This is a genomic window from Flavobacterium sp. (assembly GCF_965262375.1).
GTDB lineage: Bacteria > Bacteroidota > Bacteroidia > Flavobacteriales > Flavobacteriaceae > Flavobacterium.
On sequence record NZ_OZ253527.1, the window covers coordinates 2036358 to 2052659 of the forward strand.

Here is a 16302-nt window from a genome sequence, read left to right on the forward strand (position 1 = left end):
ACTATATGTTAAAACCCGAAGACCTTTAGTTTCGGGTTTTTTTATGCCTTAAAATTTCCCGATAACTTCAAAGTTTGATTTCAACCAAGTGCTCTAGCATTTGGAAGAGCTGTCTATTATTCAAAATTTAAATTTATGGGAAATAAATTATTAGGGAAAGACCTCATTAAAATAGGTTTTCCAAAAAATAATGCTATCAATATAGCCTTAGGGCAAATCAACCGATATCGCAAAAAAGAAAAAAAAGAAAGCATATTAACTGAAGCCAAAGAAGTTTTATCAACACCAGAAAAGTTCAAAAATCACGGAACTTGGGGCAAAGTAGCTGAAGGGTTAGTAAATCCAGTAAAAGTAAAGTTCAACGAATTGCGAAACACACGAGCACCATTTTCGATTTTTGGAGAAAATGAAATCGAAGAACAAGCTAAGTTTCAATTGTATGATGCTTTGAAATTGCCAGTTGCCGTGCAAGGAGCCTTAATGCCTGATGCGCATTCTGGTTACGGATTGCCTATAGGCGGTGTGTTAGCCACAGATAATGCGGTGATCCCCTACGGAGTAGGAGTGGATATAGGTTGTCGAATGAGCTTGTCTATATTCGATTTACCCGCTTCGTACCTCAAAGGGAAAGATCATCAATGGAGAAAAATTCTGTTGGATAACACCAAGTTCGGGATGAATGATACACACAAAATCAAATCAGATCACGAAGTGTTTTCAAACGTTGCTTTTTCAGAAATTCCATTGCTAAAACAATTGTTAGGTAAAGCATACAAACAATTAGGGACTTCCGGTGGAGGAAACCATTTTGTCGAAATAGGAATCGTAAAAATCGACACCCCTATGAACGAATGGAAACTAGACGTAGGCGAATATGTAGCGGTTTTATCGCATAGTGGTTCCAGAGGTTTGGGTGCCAATATCGCAAAACATTACACCTATTTGGCTACTAAACAATGTCCGTTACCTAAAAATGTGCAGCATTTGGCTTGGTTAGATATGAACACACACGACGGACAAGAATACTGGATCGCAATGAACTTAGCGGGCGAATACGCTAAGGCGTGTCACGAAGATATTCACAGACGAATTGCAAAAGCCATCGGGAAACGAGTGTTAGTAACTATCGAAAACCATCACAATTTTGCTTGGAAAGAAATGGTAAACGGACAAGAATGTATAGTACATCGCAAAGGCGCAACGCCCGCTGCAAAAGGCGAGCTAGGAATTATTCCAGGTTCAATGACAGCGCCTGGTTTTATCGTGCGAGGCAAAGGAAATGAAAACAGCCTGAACTCGGCATCACACGGAGCAGGACGATTGCATTCCAGAACCAAGTGTAAAGCCAAGTTCACCCAAAGCGATATCAAAAAAGTTCTAAAAGACAAGGAAGTCGATTTGATTGGCGGTAGTATCGATGAAGCACCTATGGCGTATAAAGACATTCATAAAGTAATGGCACTTCAAGAAGAATTAGTAGAAGTATTAGGAACATTCACACCAAAATTTGTGCGAATGGATAAATAACAATGAAGTTTTTTTGTAGCGAATGGCTTGGTTCATTTCAGCCATCCATATTCCTGCTTTCCGTTACAATCTCGCCAAAAAAAGGCGAGGATTTTCACTATAATCAGGGCTATAAAATACACTTTAGGATTTTTTGAAAAGTAAAAATAAAATGGAAACAAAAATAAAATCAAATCAAGTCTCTAACTACCATCCTGATGGAGGGGGTTGGGAGGCTATCATACAAATCACCTCAGGAAGAGGACCAGCCGAATGCGATTGGGTAGTCGCACAAGTGCTCAAAAGAGTATTAGTCGAAGCTGAGGAAATGAATCTGAAAGCAGAAGTTCTAAATCGAGTAGCAGGGCCTGAAAACGGGACTGTAGTTTCAGCATTAGTGACTATAAAAGGAGTAAATGCCAACGAGTTTGTCAGTAGTTGGACAGGCACCATTCAATGGATTGGGAAAAGTACGTTTCGAAAGTTTCACAAACGTAAAAATTGGTTTATCGGAATTTTTGAAGTACCTCTAACCATCCTGCCTACATTTTCAGAAAAAGATATTCAATATCAAGCGATGCGTAGTTCAGGAGCTGGAGGACAACACGTAAACAAAGTGAGTTCTGCCATTCGTGCCACACATCTTCCTACAGGAATAAGTGTAGTGAGTATGGATTCTCGTTCGCAGCACCAAAATAAAAAATTGGCTACAGAACGATTATTAGCTAAACTAAAAGAAACGCAGTACGACCAACTCCAACTGCAAGTGCAAAACCAGTGGACTAATCAAATGGCGGTGGAAAGAGGAAACCCAACTCGCACTTTTGAAGGTTCTGATTTTAAAAAAGAAAAGAAGAGTAAAAACAATAAAAAAGAACGACAAGAAGGAAAGAAGATGATAAACGATAGTTTATATGATTAGTAGTTTCATCCATCATCCTACATCTGTCACCCAACAAATTCAAAAAATGCAATCAATAGATAAATATGTAGTACAAGCCTTAGATAATTATCCCTATTGGCTTGAAGGAACCTTAGAGTCATTAGGATATGCCTTGGCGTATGATAACAAAAACGTAATGGCATTAGGATTGTACGGACGCTTGTATGCCGAACAAATGCAGGATTATGAATCGGCAAAGCAATATTATGCAGAAGCGTTGGCTGCTGATATTCACGCCTTGGCGATATATCCATATTATGCTGAGGTTTTATTATTGAATGAAGATTACGAAGAAGCGGCAAAGCTAATCGATTTCTCATTGACAATAAAAGGAATTAACAAAGTTCAAATGTGGATAAAGAAAATCCAATTGCTAGAAAGGCAACAGGATATTAAAGCCGCTTTGAAAATGATTAAAGAGGTAAAATTAATTTCCTTTACCAACGATTCTTATGAAATTGACCAATTAGAAAAACGTTTAAAAAGTAAAAAAGAATTGCTCAAACCTAAAAAGTCGAAGAAAAAGAAAGTAGAGAAAAAGAAAAGTAAGAAGTGATTAGTATTCAGTAATCAGTATTCAGTAATCAGTATTCAGTAATCAGTATTCAGTATTCAGTAATCAGTATTCAGTATTCAGTATTCAGTATTCAGTATTCAGTATTCAGTATTCAGTATTCAGTAATCAGTATTCAGTATTCAGTAATCAGTATTCAGTATTTAGTAATCAGTATTTAGTAATCAGTCGCTGTATTTAGTTGTTTTAAATCAAAAACTTAGTGTGACTTTGTGCTAAACTTCGTGATACATTGTGATACATATTCAGTGTTCAGTTTTAAGAACTTAGTGTTAAGATATTTTAAATTAAAACTCTGTGAAATTCTGTGGAGATACTATTCTAAAAAGAGTGTAAGTTGAAAAATTAAGGCTTGGGTTTTACAATCTAAGCCTTTTTTTAATATAAGAGCTAAATTGGTATGCTGCAGAAATTAAATAGATTTTTCATATTTTAAATATTCAGGATATTCTGAATGGTTTTGACGTTCAAAATTTAGTTTTTCAATCATTTTTAAGGATGGGAAATTTTGAGGACTGATATAGCCTACAAGCGTTTTATAACCTAAATCTTTTAAATACGATGTCATGATTTGCATGACTTCTGTACCTAAACCCAATCCCCAAAATGATTTGCAAAAAGATAAACCTACTTTGCAATGCGTATTTGAAATAGGAGCATAGAGGTAGGTGCCTACAAGTTGATTGGTTTCTTTCAGAATAATTCCATATCGGAATTCAGAACCCATCTTGATTTTTTGATTTATTTCTGTGAGTAACTTTTCAACTTCTTCGCGGGTTTCAAAGGGTTTGCTACCTCTGAATTTCATTGCTTCTTTGTCAGAATACATCTGGAAAAGTGTGTCAGTATCACTGGCAATAAGTTCACGAATCGAAATTCTTTCTGTTACAGGCAAATGGTTCATGTTGCTTATTTTATGATAATTTGAAATTTGTCTAATAAGCCTTTGATGTTTTCATTAGAAAATATGGCTTTCTTTAGTTTGTTTTTATCAGGATCTATGGAGAAATTTTGACTGCTATAAAAATCAGCTTTCTGTAAATTAGTATTAGAAAAAACGGCTAATCTCAAGTTGCAATTATCAAATAAAGCTTCCGTAAGATCAGTTTCCATAAAATCAACGGCTACCATACTGCAATTGCTAAATTGTATGCCTTTTAATTTCAATTTATAAAATTGTGCGTAATCAAGTAAGCAATTTGTAAAATGAAATTCGTAAATGACTTGGTCTGTCATGGCAAAATTCACGCTGGTCATATTACAGTCTGTGAACATCACGTTGCGTAAACTTACGTGTCCAACTTTTGCTTCTTTAAAATTACAGTTTTTAAAAGTACAATCTACAAAGGTTGATCCTGTAAAAAAGGCTTGTGTAAAATCACAATCGGTGAAAGTGCAATTTTCAAATTCTTTTTGTGTTAATTCGTAAGGGGTATAATGAACGGCTTCGAAATTTTTATCGAAAATAAAGTCTTGCATTTTTTATGCAAATTAAAGAAATAAAAAAATGGCAACCGTAGTTTGGTTGCCATTTTTAATTAAATTATTTTGACTTATTCTACAATCACTTGTTTGATAAGGCTTTCTTCGTTGTGGTTGATTTTTACTAAATAAATTCCAGAATTTAAATGGTTAATTCCAACCGATCCTGAATGAATTTCGTTGATTTCTAAAACTTTTTGTCCAATAGTAGTATATACTTCGATACTATAGTTTTGATTACGATCTTCAAAAGTCAATTCAAAATTTCCATTTGATGGATTAGGGAAGATAGTAACTTCGAAAGAAGCTTTTTTGCTCGAGTTAGAGATCATTTTATTACCTAATCCAGAGCAAATATCTACGCCATAAATGTCCCAATCTGTTGTTTTATTAAAAGTCGCTTTGGGCACTACAGCAGTAGCTTTTCTTCGCATAGTTTCATCAATTGAGTAATCAGCAGTACCTCCATTGAACGTACCAATAATATCGATTAGTGTTCCGTTTTTGAATAATCCTATAGCATCATTTCCATTATATGCCATTTCTCCGGCAGCAGTTGCAAGGTTGGCAGTGGCTGTTGAGTAGCAAGTACTGCTTATTGAACTGTTTACAATTACATATTTACCATTATTAGCTAATGAGCCAGTAAGGGCTAAACCAGTACTCCAAGCTCCAGAACCGTTAGTCTGTTTTTTTATTGTATAAGCAGCAAGGTTGATAGTTCCTCCTGTTTTGTTGGTAATTTCTAAAGCTTTATTGTTAGATGAACCTTCAACATATTCCGAAAAATATAAGTCACTTACAGCTGTAGTTGCTGTAGTAGTTACCGTAACTGTATTACTTGCGTTTGAGATATTTCCAGCAGCATCTTTTGCTTTAACGGTAAAGGTATAGGCAGTTGAAGCTGTAAGTCCAGAGATAGAAGCGCTTGTACTTGTAACTGTTGTTTTTAACGTAGTACCTTGATACACATCATAAGAAGTTACTGCTACATTGTCAGTGGCTGCTGTCCAAGTTAGCGTACAAGAATTCGCTGTAACATTTGACGAACTTAAATTTGTAGGTGTACTAGGAGCTGCAGTATCTGTAATTGCATCTGCAATAGTTATAGTGTAGTCTTCCACTTGACCATAATCTAAAGTTTCACAAGCAGTAGGTATGGCATTATAACGCATAGATACACGCATTCTTGTCGAGCCATTCACGGCAGTACTAGGGATAGTGATTGTGCTAGTAACAGGTGTTGTAGAAGTTGCAGCTATCGAAGCAACTTGTTCACCTGCATCAGTAAATACACCATTTTTGTTAAAATCAATCCATGCAGCATAACCTTCTGCATACACTGATGCTGTCCAAGTAGGGGTAATTGTTAAAGTGTAAGCTGAATTTTTGTTTAACGTAGTGCTGATCGCAGTAAAATCTTCATAACCATTTGCGCCTGTAGAGCTATTATTAATAGTGTTTAAAGTTATGTTTGCTATGCGTTCATCATTTGTATTATTACTGGTTGATGCACAATAAGTAGTGCCAGTTGCAATCATTGTAGTTACGGCAAGAGGTGTGCTTGCAAGAGAAATGTTTCCTGCGGCGTCTTTTGCTTTTACAGTATAACTATAAGAAGTTCCTGATGATAATCCTGTTATAGCAATGGCTGTTGCCGAAGTAGTCGTTTTTAAAAGACCATCTTGATAAATATCATATCCTGTTACTCCTATATTATCAGTTGCAGCAGTCCAACTTAATGTTAATCCAGTAGTTGTAATGTTACTACTTACTATGTTTGTAGGGGTAGATGGAGCAGTTGTGTCAACACTAGGTGTCGTTGTGGTCACTAATAGCGAAGTGCTAGCAGTTGATAAATTACCCGCTGCATCTTTTGCTTTTACAGTATAATTGTAAGATGTAGAAGCTGTTAATCCAGAGATAGTGGTTGAAGTGGTAGTAACTGAGGTTTTTAAAACGCCATTTTGATATACATTGTAACTTGTAACTGCCACGTTATCAGTTGCAGGACTCCAAGAAAGTGTAAAGCTTGTGGTAGTTACACCATTGGCGCTTAAGGCAGTAGGTGCTGTAGGTGCTGTAGTGTCGGCAATTGTACCACCCCAAATTAAATTTACATAATTAGGATTGTCTATATAAGGATTACGATTTCCTTGTTGGTTGTAAATAGCGTTGTTTCTAGCTCTTTCAAATTCACTAACAGGATCTTGAGCGTGCCATTGTAAAAGCATGTCTCTGAAAGCTGTGGTAAAAACTTGATTAGATGTTCCGTTAAACATTGCGTATGTAGTATAACCAGCAACTGTATTTTCGTAGCGAGTTGCAAAATAGAAATACATACGAGCAATATCTCCTTTAAATTCGTTGATGGGTTCAAACACCGTTCCGTTGTATCCAGAAACAGCACTTGAACCTAATTTACCACCATTCTTAGCGGTATAAGTAGCGCTACTTACATTTCCATGGGGATAGTTTGAACGAATTCCGTTTACTTTTCCGTCAGTGGGTGTAATGAAATGTGCATCTGAAACCATAGGAGCTAAAGAGTTGAAAACAGATTGAGGAATCATGTGTTCTCTGTTGTAACAATCTCCTTCTGATTGATAACTCCCACAGCGTTGTGTGCTTCCAGAACCGTAGTTGTATGGATCTACTCCATTTGGATTCTCGGAATACATATCCATGATGCTTCCATCTTTCTCGTAAAAATTATCAATGTCTGAAGTTTGATAAGTTGTGTACAAACCGTTATACCCTTTGTCGGTATGTCCTTTGATAATGTTGTACAATTGTGTTTTTAAGGTGTAACCAGTACCTGTAGCTGTACTATAATACCCTGAAGGAGCTTGTGCTACTCCTGCCATCGCGCTAATCAGTGCAATTAATGTAAATTTGGTTTTCATTGGGGTTGTTTAGTGTTGAAAAAAAAATATTAAATTATTGATTTATATCGTTTTAGCTATTGTGTTAAAATAAAAAAAGTGGCGCGCAGCCACTTTCTATTTAATTTATTATTATTTTTTTTGTCGTTGATTGATTTGCATGCGAAATTTTAACTAGATAAACTCCCTTAGGCAAATTGTCAATACTTGTTTCGTTTCCATCAAAAGTTTGAGTTGCTACTTTTTGACCTACAATTGAAAGAATCTCTATTTCATACTTACCAAATTCTTTGCAGGTAATCGTAAATTTTCCTTCTGTTGGATTTGGATAAACGGAAGTATCAAAGCTAAGTGTGTTTTCTTCATTGGATAAATAGGCACTCCAAATAGCAGTTACATATTCAGGATGATCTATGTAAGGGTTTCTGTTTTTTTGGGTAGCATAAATAGCATTGTTTCGCTGAATTTCAAAAGCACTTACAGGATCTTGTTTATGCCACTGTGCAAATAATTCGATAAAAGCAGGGTTTAAAGCTGGGAAACTTGTGCTATTAAAAGCATCATAAGGATAGCTTGATACGGTGTTTTCATAACGAGTTACGAAGTAAAAATAGATACGCGCGATATCTCCTTTAAATTCGTCTATGGGTTCGAACACGGTTCCTGAATAGCCAGATATTCCACTAGAACCTAGTTTTCCTCCATTTTGGGTAACCTTAGAGGCTGTATTTACGATTCCATGCGGAAAGTTGCTTCGTAAGCCATTTACTTTTCCATCTGTAGGAGTAATATGATGCGCATCGGATACCATTGGTGCTTTTTTACTAAAAACAGATTGAGGAATCATGTGTTCTCTGTTGTAACAATCTCCTTCATTTTGATAATTCCCACAACGCTGTGTACTTCCTGAAGCATAGTTGTAGGGGTCTGTGTTAGTTGGGTTTTCCGAATACATATCCATGATAGTTCCGTCTTTTTCGTAGAAATTATCAATGTCTGACGATTGGTATATTGAATATAATCCATCATAAGTGGCATCTGTATGCCCTTTAATAATGTTGTATAATTGCGTTTTTAAAGTAGCTCCTGTACCTGTTGCAGTACTGTAATAACCATTAGGAATTTGTGAATAACCTATGCTAGTTAGTGCTAAAAAAAGTAGGGTAATTTTTCCTTTCATATTTGGTTCTTGATTTTTGGGATGGCAAATATAGGAAAAAAAATATTTTGTAAGTTAATTGATAATCAGTTTTTTGCAAGAAGTGTTGTTTTTTGATTTAACGTTAATAAAAAATAAACCTTTGTTTAAATTTTCTAGAGCAAACTGATGGTTTTCTAATGGAGGATTAATGATGGTTTTTATAATTTGTCCTTGTATAGATAGAATTTCAATTTGATCAATGTTTTGATTTGATTGCAAAATGACCTTGTCGTTTACCGTTGGGTTAGGGTAGAGGTCGAATATTGGGGTTAGACTAAATTCTGGTTGGTCTAAAAATACATTTGGCCATCTGTTTTGTGCTACTGGACCACCCCAAATAACTGTTGCAAGATAGGGATTGTCAATAAAAGGGTTTCTGTTGCCTTGTGCGTAAGTTTCTAAAGAATCATGATACGTGTTACGATTGTCTTCTACTTGTGAAACAGGATCCTCAGCATTCCATTTCAAGAATAGATCAATCATGTTGCTGTCCGTTGTCATGGGAGTACCTACACCTACATTTATAGGTAAGCATTGGGTAGGGTATCGCAAATACATATAAAGAATCATTCGGGCAACATCACCTTTCCATTCATCTCCGGGATACCAAGTGGTAGTCGTAATATCTCTTGAGTTTCCTGAGGAATCAGTATATTTTTCATCTGCTCTATTGCCATTCCAGTCTACGTCAGCAGGTCTTATGTGATGTGCATCTTCGCCAGCATCGCTAGTTGCTCCTGATCCTCCATCAATTAATGCTGGGGTACCTAAGGATTTTGCATATACATGTTCACGATTCCATTGACATGAATTTCCGCCACCATTAGCATTTTTATCTCTTCTTCGGTGGGTGTCTAAAGTGGAAGTAGGACAAATAGAAGTATTGTCATACCCGTATATAAGCAGCACATTGGTGTTTGTAGGATCTTCAGGGTCTAAGTCGGTAATTTTACTAGCTTCCCATACTCCTGGTGTGTAACTAATCTTGTTGGTGTGGGTAAGTGTGATTTTAGAAGACAAAGCGTCTCTTAATGAAGTGCTGGTAAGTGTCCAATTAAAACCGTTGTAGTAAGGACTAGCGGGAGTACCCGCTTGTCCTTGTGTATATTGAGAAGCTATCAGATAAGTCAGGAAAGTTATAAATAGCTTCTTCATAGTGTGTTTTTTTTAAAGTTTTCGCTCTAATAAAGCCATATAAAACCCATCAAAACCAGTTTGATGCGCTAAAATTTTATGGTCTTCTACAAAGGTAAAGTTTTTTCCGCTTTCTGTTGCTAGAAATTTTTCAATTTGTTCTTGATTTTCAGAGGGTAAGATAGAGCAAGTGGCATATACTAGTTTTCCTCCAGGTTTAACAATCTTAGAATAATTTTCTAAAACTTCCGCCTGAACCTTACGAATGTTGTCTATAAACTCAGGTTGTAATTTCCATTTGCTATCAGGGTTGCGTTTTAAAACACCTAAACCACTACACGGTGCATCTATCAAAACTCTATCAGCAGTACCATGAAGTTTTTTAATGGTTTTTGAGTTTTCAATAACACGAGTTTCTATATTGTGTACCCCATTACGGCGTGCACGTAATTTTAATTGATTTAATTTACTTTCATATAAATCTAAAGCAATTAATTGTCCTTTGTTTTGCATGATAGAAGCTAAATGTAGTGTTTTTCCACCAGCACCAGCACAAGTGTCCACCACGCGCATACCCGGTTTTACGTCTAATAGAGGTGCAACTAATTGTGAAGAGGCATCCTGTACTTCAAAAAAACCATCTTTGAAAGCTTGTGTTAAAAATACATTAGCTCTTTCTTTTAAAACTAATGCGTCGTTTTGATCTTTTAAAAACTCGGTCTCAATGTCTAAATCCATCAAGATAGCGCGTAATTTTTCTTTGGTAGTTTTTAAGGTATTAACACGCAAAATAACTTTTGCCTGTTCGTTTTGTGCTTTTATTTCTTTAGCCCAAACCGTTTCGCCTAATTCTTTGGCACACAAAGCATCCATCCAGTCAGGAATTGATTCTTTAATAGCTCTGTTTTTAGACAATTCGTCAAAGCGACCTTTAATTTTTCGTTCTGGTGTTCCTTGCAATTGTGTCCAATCAGGAATAGGATAACCACGTAAAACAGCCCAAGCGGCAAACATACGCCATAAGTTTTCACGATTGTAAGGTTCTTTTACTTCAGCAATCTCAGCATATAAACGCTTCCATCTTACAATTTCATAAATAGTTTCAGCCACAAATTTTCGGTCGGCACTTCCCCAACGTTTATCTTTCTTTAAGGCACGTGCAACAACTTTATCGGCATATTCTCCTTCATTAAATATAGCATTCAATGAGTCTATGGTGGTGTAAACTAGGTTTCTATGTAAGCGCATAATCTAAATTTTGAGGGTGCAAAGATAAGATAAAGTTACTAGACTCGCTCTTGTAGTTAGGATTTATTTTAAAATCTTTAAATTGGTTGTGAATGGATAGTTCAAAAATGAAATTAATTCATTTTGATCCTTTTTAAAGTTGATAGAGAAGTTCTATTTTGAAAGTTTGCCTGTTGGAAAAGGTTTATTCTTACTTTAAATTTTTTTATGATATTGAATACTTTTTCTCTGAAAACAATGCTTTTGGATTTATTTTGAGAGGATTTGGATTGAAAATCAAAGCTTTTTCTCTGAAAACAATGCTTTTGGATTTATTTTTAGAGTATTTGGATTGAAAATCAATGCTTTTTCTCTGAAATCAATGCTTTTGGATTTATTTTTAGAGGATTTGGGTTAAAAATCAATGCTTTTTCTCTGAAATCAATGCTTTTGGATTTATTTTCAGAGGATTTGGATTGAAAATCAATGCTTTTTCTCTGAAATCAATGCTTTTGGATTTATTTTCAGAGGATTTGGATTGAAAATCAATTCTTTTTGTCTGAAATTAAGGGTTTCTTAATTTATATTTTACAGCTAATGCTAATTGTGTTTTTTTAGAAGATTCTTTTTTTGTTTGATTGTAGTTTTCGGGTTTCTTCATCAAGAAATAGAAAAGCTTTATATATTTGTGTAATTGTAAATAAAGATCAGCCCCTATATTATGAAGATTGTTATATCCCCAGCAAAATCATTAGATTTTGATAAAGAAGTCCCTACTCACTTTTATTCAACTCCTGCTTTTTTGAAAAATTCTAAAGAAATTGTTGCTGTTCTAAAACAACTTACTCCAAATGATTTGTCAAACTTAATGCATATTTCACCGGCTCTGGCACAATTGAATTGGCAAAGAAACAAAGATTTTAAAACCCCATTTCATTTGGATAATGCTAGACAGGCTATTTATGCTTTTAATGGTGATGTTTATCAAGGTTTAGATGCTTATACACTTCCAACGGATAAAATCGAAGTATTGCAACAAAAATTAAGAATATTATCTGGGCAATACGGATTATTGAAGCCTTTTGATTTAATTCAAGCGTATCGATTAGAAATGGGGACTTCGCTAGCAATAGGTGAGAAGAAAAATTTATATGCGTATTGGAAAACTATTATTACCGATTCGTTAAATAAAGAGTTAAAAAAAGACGAGTTGTTTGTTAACCTTGCCAGTACAGAATATTTCTCGGCAGTTGATGTTAAAGCACTAAAAGTACCTGTGATAACGCCTGAATTTAAAGATTATAAAGACGGAAAACTCAAAATGATTTCTTTTTTTGCTAAAAAAGCAAGAGGTTTGATGGTTCGTTATATTATAGATCAAAATGTGGAAACCTTAGAAGAGCTAAAAGCTTTTAATTATGAAGGGTATCAGTATGATGAAAATCTTTCAATAGCAAATAAACTGGTTTTTACCCGATAATTGTGTAAAAAGAATAAAGCCACAAAAATATTTTTGTGGCTTTATTAGTTTATTTCATTTTCTTCTGTAAGATAGCTTCATCGGTAAATTTTATAATTTCAATTTTTGGTTCGCCATAAATAGCTAATTTACTTTTACCTGAGGCTGAAATGGCTAAGTTACCATTGGTTGCAATATCACAGTCAGTATATCCTTCAATAGTTAAGGTGGTGTTTTTAGAGTTTAAGTTTTTGCCTACATACTTCGTATTGTTGTCCAAACGTAATTTTAAATCGTTAGATTCTCCTTCAATGGTTGCAGATGCTTTTTGATACATATCAAATTTTAGCTTTCCAGCATTGATTAATGCTTTCAATTCAGAGTTTTTACTCATTTCAACGATGGCGTCCTCACTTTTTAAATTCAAATCAATTTTAGACTTGTCGTTGCTAATTAAAGTAAAATGAGGAGCTGTAACATTAAGTTGCGATTTCGAATAATCTAAGGTTTTGATTGTAAGATTTTTTACATTCAAATCATTAAAAGCATTCAGTTTAGCTTCGTGTTTCACGGTGATTAATTTCAAACTATCGGTATAAAAAACACGTACATCTATTTTTTTATACGTCGAAATGTTTTTATTGGTATTCAAACGTAAGGTTTTGCCATAGGTTTTGCGGTCAATGGCTGCGTGTAGATTATCATCGGCTTCAATTTCAACGGCATTTTTATCTGACTTTACAAGGTAAACTTCTAAATTGTCTTCAATTTCAATTTCTTGAAAAGCGTCGACCTCATATTTTTCGGTTTTTACAATTTTAGTGCCTTTGATTTTTTCTTTTTGTTGAGCAAAAGTTAGTCCGGTTACCAATAGGCTTAGAACTAAGAGATTGATTTTTTTCATATGCAAGATTTGGTAATAGACAAATATAAAAAAATCATTCGCCAAAGGGAATGATTTTTTTATAAAGAAATGTAAAAATTATTGTGCACTAATGCTTCCTCCGGAAGAACTCTCAATAGCTTTGTGTTTTGGTTTTGTGTAATAATCAATACTACTTCCGCTTGAAGCGTGTGCTTTTAAAGCTAATAATGGAGAAACTTTAGTGTCACTACCGCTAGAACTTTGTGCATCCACTTCGTTTGCTAATAAATCTTTCGCATCTATATCGCTACCACTAGAGGAAAGGGTAAATAATTTGATGGCTTTGCCACTCACATTCAAATCACTTCCGCTGCTGGCTTCTAAGGTAATTTGTTGTGATTCAATATTGGCGGTTAAATCGCTCGCACTACTAGATTTTAAAAGAATGTTGTTACTTTTTATAATGCCGTTAGTTGTCAAATCAGAGGCGCTAGTGGTTTCTAATTGGTCAATAACAGGCATTGTTACATATACTTTCTTAGAGGATACATTACGATAATTTCCGTATTTAGAAGTGATTTTTAATACTCCATTGGTAACGGTAGTTTTAATGTATTGATGGATATTGCTATCCGCTTCTACAGTAACTTTAAATGTTTCTCCTTGTGTAATTTCGCAATCTAATCCTTTAGAAACTTCAACTTTGGTAAAGTTAGTCAAGTCACGTTCTTTGGTAACTACATCGCCATTCCCTTTTACGGTTTCCCCACCCACAGTAAAAGTGCAAGCTCCAAATAGTAAGGCTACAATGGCTGTAACCACTATTTTTACTAAGTGTATCATTAATTTTATCATGTTAGTTCGATTTGTTTGTTAGATAGTCGTGATTTTGAAAAAATCACGACTAAATTAGTTATTTCGTTTTGATGATGATACCGTCTTCACTTATTTTTAACTCTTTAATTTCTTTTGAGTTGGTGATGGTGGTATCTTTTTTGATTTTTACACCATCCTCATTAATGATAACAGAAGTGTTTTCATCTTCCCATTCGATATCTTCATCCTCATCTTCATTTAAAATGTTTTTGGGACAGTTGATGCATTTTATTTTGTCATCACCTACTTTGAAAACATAATCGTCAGAAGAAGGGTAGAATGTAAAATAATCGCTATCGGTCATATCATAGTGTTTCATAGAAGAATGTGGTTTGATATACATTCCTTTTGGTAAGTATAAGAAGATGCGTACTTCGTGGTCACGGAATTTATTTTTGCTATCTATGGTGAAATAGTTGTCAAAAACAAGTTCATTCGGGTTGCTATCGTCGTTTCTGAAAGTATAACCAATTTCTTTAGCATTTTTGCGTGCATCAGATAAGGTTTTTCCCTTTGCAGTCGATTCAATTTGCACATACGGACGGCTTTCGTCAGTTGGTAAAATTTCCAAGGCTACATTGTTTGAATAAATATAGTTGTGTCCTAAAGAGTCTTGTACCAATTCAAAGTCTGTTCTTCTGTCTACATCTTTTGCGTAGTATTCGCTATGACGGAATTTGATGGTTAGCGTATCGTTTGGTTTTAAATTTTGATTTAAATACGATTTATATACATTTTTATTTTCATAAGCTAATTCGCTAGAAGTCATTACTCCTAATACAATTAATGCAATGATAGAACAAACCCAAATACCTACTAAAGTTAATTTAGCTACGTTACCAATCGATTTTAATGTAGGGATTAATATTTTTAATCCTAAAATCAAGGCAAAGAAAAACGGAATTACTACGGCAAAGAAGGATAATAAACAGATAACCCAAAGTGATGTGCCTGTGTAGTTAAAGGTTTCGAAATAGTCTATCCAAGGTAGTTTCATTACATCTGCCGAACCAGGAATCATTAAAGCGATTAAGAATGAAATGATAGTGACTCCGGATACCAATACCATCATGGCACCAATGAATTTTGCAAATACTTTCATGATGTTTACAATCACATCTCCTAAAGTACTTCCCACACGTTGTGCGCCTTGTTTTACGTTTTCGCCCATTTGGGTATAGTCGGCACTTTTAAAACGTTCTGAAACCGACTCAAATTCTTCCTTTACTTTTTTCTCGATATTTGAAATAGTGATAGGCTCGCCTTTCATTTCTAATTTTTCAGAAGTAGTTACCGCTTCAGGGGTTACTAACCACATAATGATGTAAGCTAATAAACCAGTTCCAGAGGCAAAGAATAATAATACTAGGGCTAAACGTATCCAAACGACTTCAACTCCAAAATAGTGTCCTAAACCAGAACAAACCCCAGCAATCATTCCTGTTTCTTTGTCGCGGTATAATTTTTTACTTCTACTTGTTTGAGTTGTAAAATTGTTAGTAGTGTTAGGCTCGTCTTCAATTTTGTAATCTTCGGGTTGTCCCATAATGGCTATTACATCGTCTACATCGCTAAGGCTAAGGACTTGTTTGTTATTAGCCAATTTTTCAGAAAACAATTCCGAAATACGACTTTCGATATCGTTCATAATTTCGTCACGACCATCAGCAGAAAGCGAATTGCGTATCGCATCGAAATAACGATTTAATTTTTGATAAGCATCTTCATCAATATGGAAGAAGAAACCACCTAAATTTATGTTTACTGTCTTGTTCATAGCTCTTAGTTTTGTGATGTTATAGTGTTAACGGCTCCCGCCAGTTCGTTCCAGGTAATACTTAATTCTTTTAAAAAATCTTTTCCGTCATCGGTTAATCCATAATATTTTCTTGGAGGTCCCGAGGTTGATTCTTCCCAACGGTAGGTGAGTAGCCCATCGTTTTTGAGTCTTGTTAGTAAAGGATATACGGTGCCTTCCACCACTAACAATTTTGCGTTTTTCAGGGTGTCTAAAATTTCAGATGTATATGCGTCTTTTTCTTTTAATACCGATAAGATGCAGAACTCTAAAACTCCTTTGCGCATCTGAGCTTTTGTGTTCTCAATATTCATACGATTACTTTTTTGTTGTTAAACTGTTCATTTTTTGA

14 protein-coding genes are annotated in these 16302 nt (G+C 34.9%); 4 read left to right on the forward strand and 10 right to left on the reverse strand.

The window, feature by feature from the left end; genetic code table 11:
- The first annotated feature begins 135 nt into the window (after positions 1-135).
- From ACQY29_RS09450 to ACQY29_RS09460, 3 genes are all read left to right on the forward strand, one after another.
- Positions 136-1527 (forward strand): RtcB family protein, encoded by a 1392-nt coding sequence (locus ACQY29_RS09450; RefSeq protein ID WP_428224949.1) that lies wholly within the window; start codon positions 136-138, stop codon positions 1525-1527.
- A 151-nt stretch (positions 1528-1678) separates the two neighbouring features.
- Positions 1679-2428 (forward strand): peptide chain release factor H, encoded by a 750-nt coding sequence (prfH, locus tag ACQY29_RS09455; RefSeq protein ID WP_428224950.1) that lies wholly within the window; start codon positions 1679-1681, stop codon positions 2426-2428.
- Positions 2421-3005 carry a tetratricopeptide repeat protein gene (locus ACQY29_RS09460; protein WP_428224951.1) on the forward strand — a complete coding sequence of 195 codons (585 nt, stop codon included), beginning with the start codon at positions 2421-2423 and terminating at the stop codon, positions 3003-3005. The genes prfH and ACQY29_RS09460 overlap by 8 nt, the downstream gene beginning before the upstream one ends.
- 430 nt (positions 3006-3435) lie before the next feature.
- On the opposite strand, the gene ACQY29_RS09465 is transcribed toward ACQY29_RS09460, so the two are convergent.
- The 6 genes from ACQY29_RS09465 to ACQY29_RS09490 all read right to left on the reverse strand — a co-directional run bounded on the left by ACQY29_RS09465 (position 3436) and on the right by ACQY29_RS09490 (position 10973).
- Complete coding sequence (locus ACQY29_RS09465; protein WP_428224952.1) at positions 3436-3927, reverse strand: GNAT family N-acetyltransferase; 492 nt, start codon at positions 3925-3927, stop codon at positions 3436-3438.
- 5 nt (positions 3928-3932) lie between these two features.
- Positions 3933-4502, reverse strand: a complete 570-nt coding sequence (locus tag ACQY29_RS09470; RefSeq protein WP_428224953.1) for a pentapeptide repeat-containing protein — start codon at positions 4500-4502, stop codon at positions 3933-3935.
- A gap of 74 nt (positions 4503-4576) precedes the next feature.
- Positions 4577-7411 (reverse strand): endonuclease, encoded by a 2835-nt coding sequence (locus ACQY29_RS09475; RefSeq protein ID WP_428224954.1) that lies wholly within the window; start codon positions 7409-7411, stop codon positions 4577-4579.
- Between the two features lie 100 nt (positions 7412-7511).
- Positions 7512-8570 carry an endonuclease gene (locus tag ACQY29_RS09480; protein ID WP_428224955.1) on the reverse strand — a complete coding sequence of 353 codons (1059 nt, stop codon included), beginning with the start codon at positions 8568-8570 and terminating at the stop codon, positions 7512-7514.
- A gap of 54 nt (positions 8571-8624) precedes the next feature.
- Entirely contained in the window at positions 8625-9746 is a 1122-nt protein-coding gene (locus tag ACQY29_RS09485) for an endonuclease (protein ID WP_428224956.1), read from the reverse strand.
- Between the two features lie 12 nt (positions 9747-9758).
- Positions 9759-10973 (reverse strand): RsmB/NOP family class I SAM-dependent RNA methyltransferase, encoded by a 1215-nt coding sequence (locus ACQY29_RS09490; protein WP_428224957.1) that lies wholly within the window; start codon positions 10971-10973, stop codon positions 9759-9761.
- A gap of 700 nt (positions 10974-11673) precedes the next feature.
- Here ACQY29_RS09490 and yaaA point away from each other — a divergent pair.
- A complete protein-coding gene (gene yaaA / locus ACQY29_RS09495; protein WP_428224958.1) occupies positions 11674-12432 on the forward strand; it encodes a peroxide stress protein YaaA in 759 nt (252 codons plus the stop codon).
- A gap of 49 nt (positions 12433-12481) precedes the next feature.
- On the opposite strand, the gene ACQY29_RS09500 is transcribed toward yaaA, so the two are convergent.
- The 4 genes from ACQY29_RS09500 to ACQY29_RS09515 all read right to left on the reverse strand — a co-directional run bounded on the left by ACQY29_RS09500 (position 12482) and on the right by ACQY29_RS09515 (position 16264).
- Entirely contained in the window at positions 12482-13315 is an 834-nt protein-coding gene (locus ACQY29_RS09500) for a GIN domain-containing protein (protein WP_428224959.1), read from the reverse strand.
- A gap of 78 nt (positions 13316-13393) precedes the next feature.
- Positions 13394-14119 carry a head GIN domain-containing protein gene (locus ACQY29_RS09505; protein ID WP_428224960.1) on the reverse strand — a complete coding sequence of 242 codons (726 nt, stop codon included), beginning with the start codon at positions 14117-14119 and terminating at the stop codon, positions 13394-13396.
- A 70-nt stretch (positions 14120-14189) separates the two neighbouring features.
- Positions 14190-15929, reverse strand: coding sequence for a PspC domain-containing protein (locus ACQY29_RS09510; protein WP_428224961.1), 1740 nt, complete (start codon positions 15927-15929; stop codon positions 14190-14192).
- 5 nt (positions 15930-15934) lie between these two features.
- Positions 15935-16264, reverse strand: coding sequence for a PadR family transcriptional regulator (locus tag ACQY29_RS09515; protein ID WP_428224962.1), 330 nt, complete (start codon positions 16262-16264; stop codon positions 15935-15937).
- Positions 16265-16302: the final 38 nt, after the last annotated feature.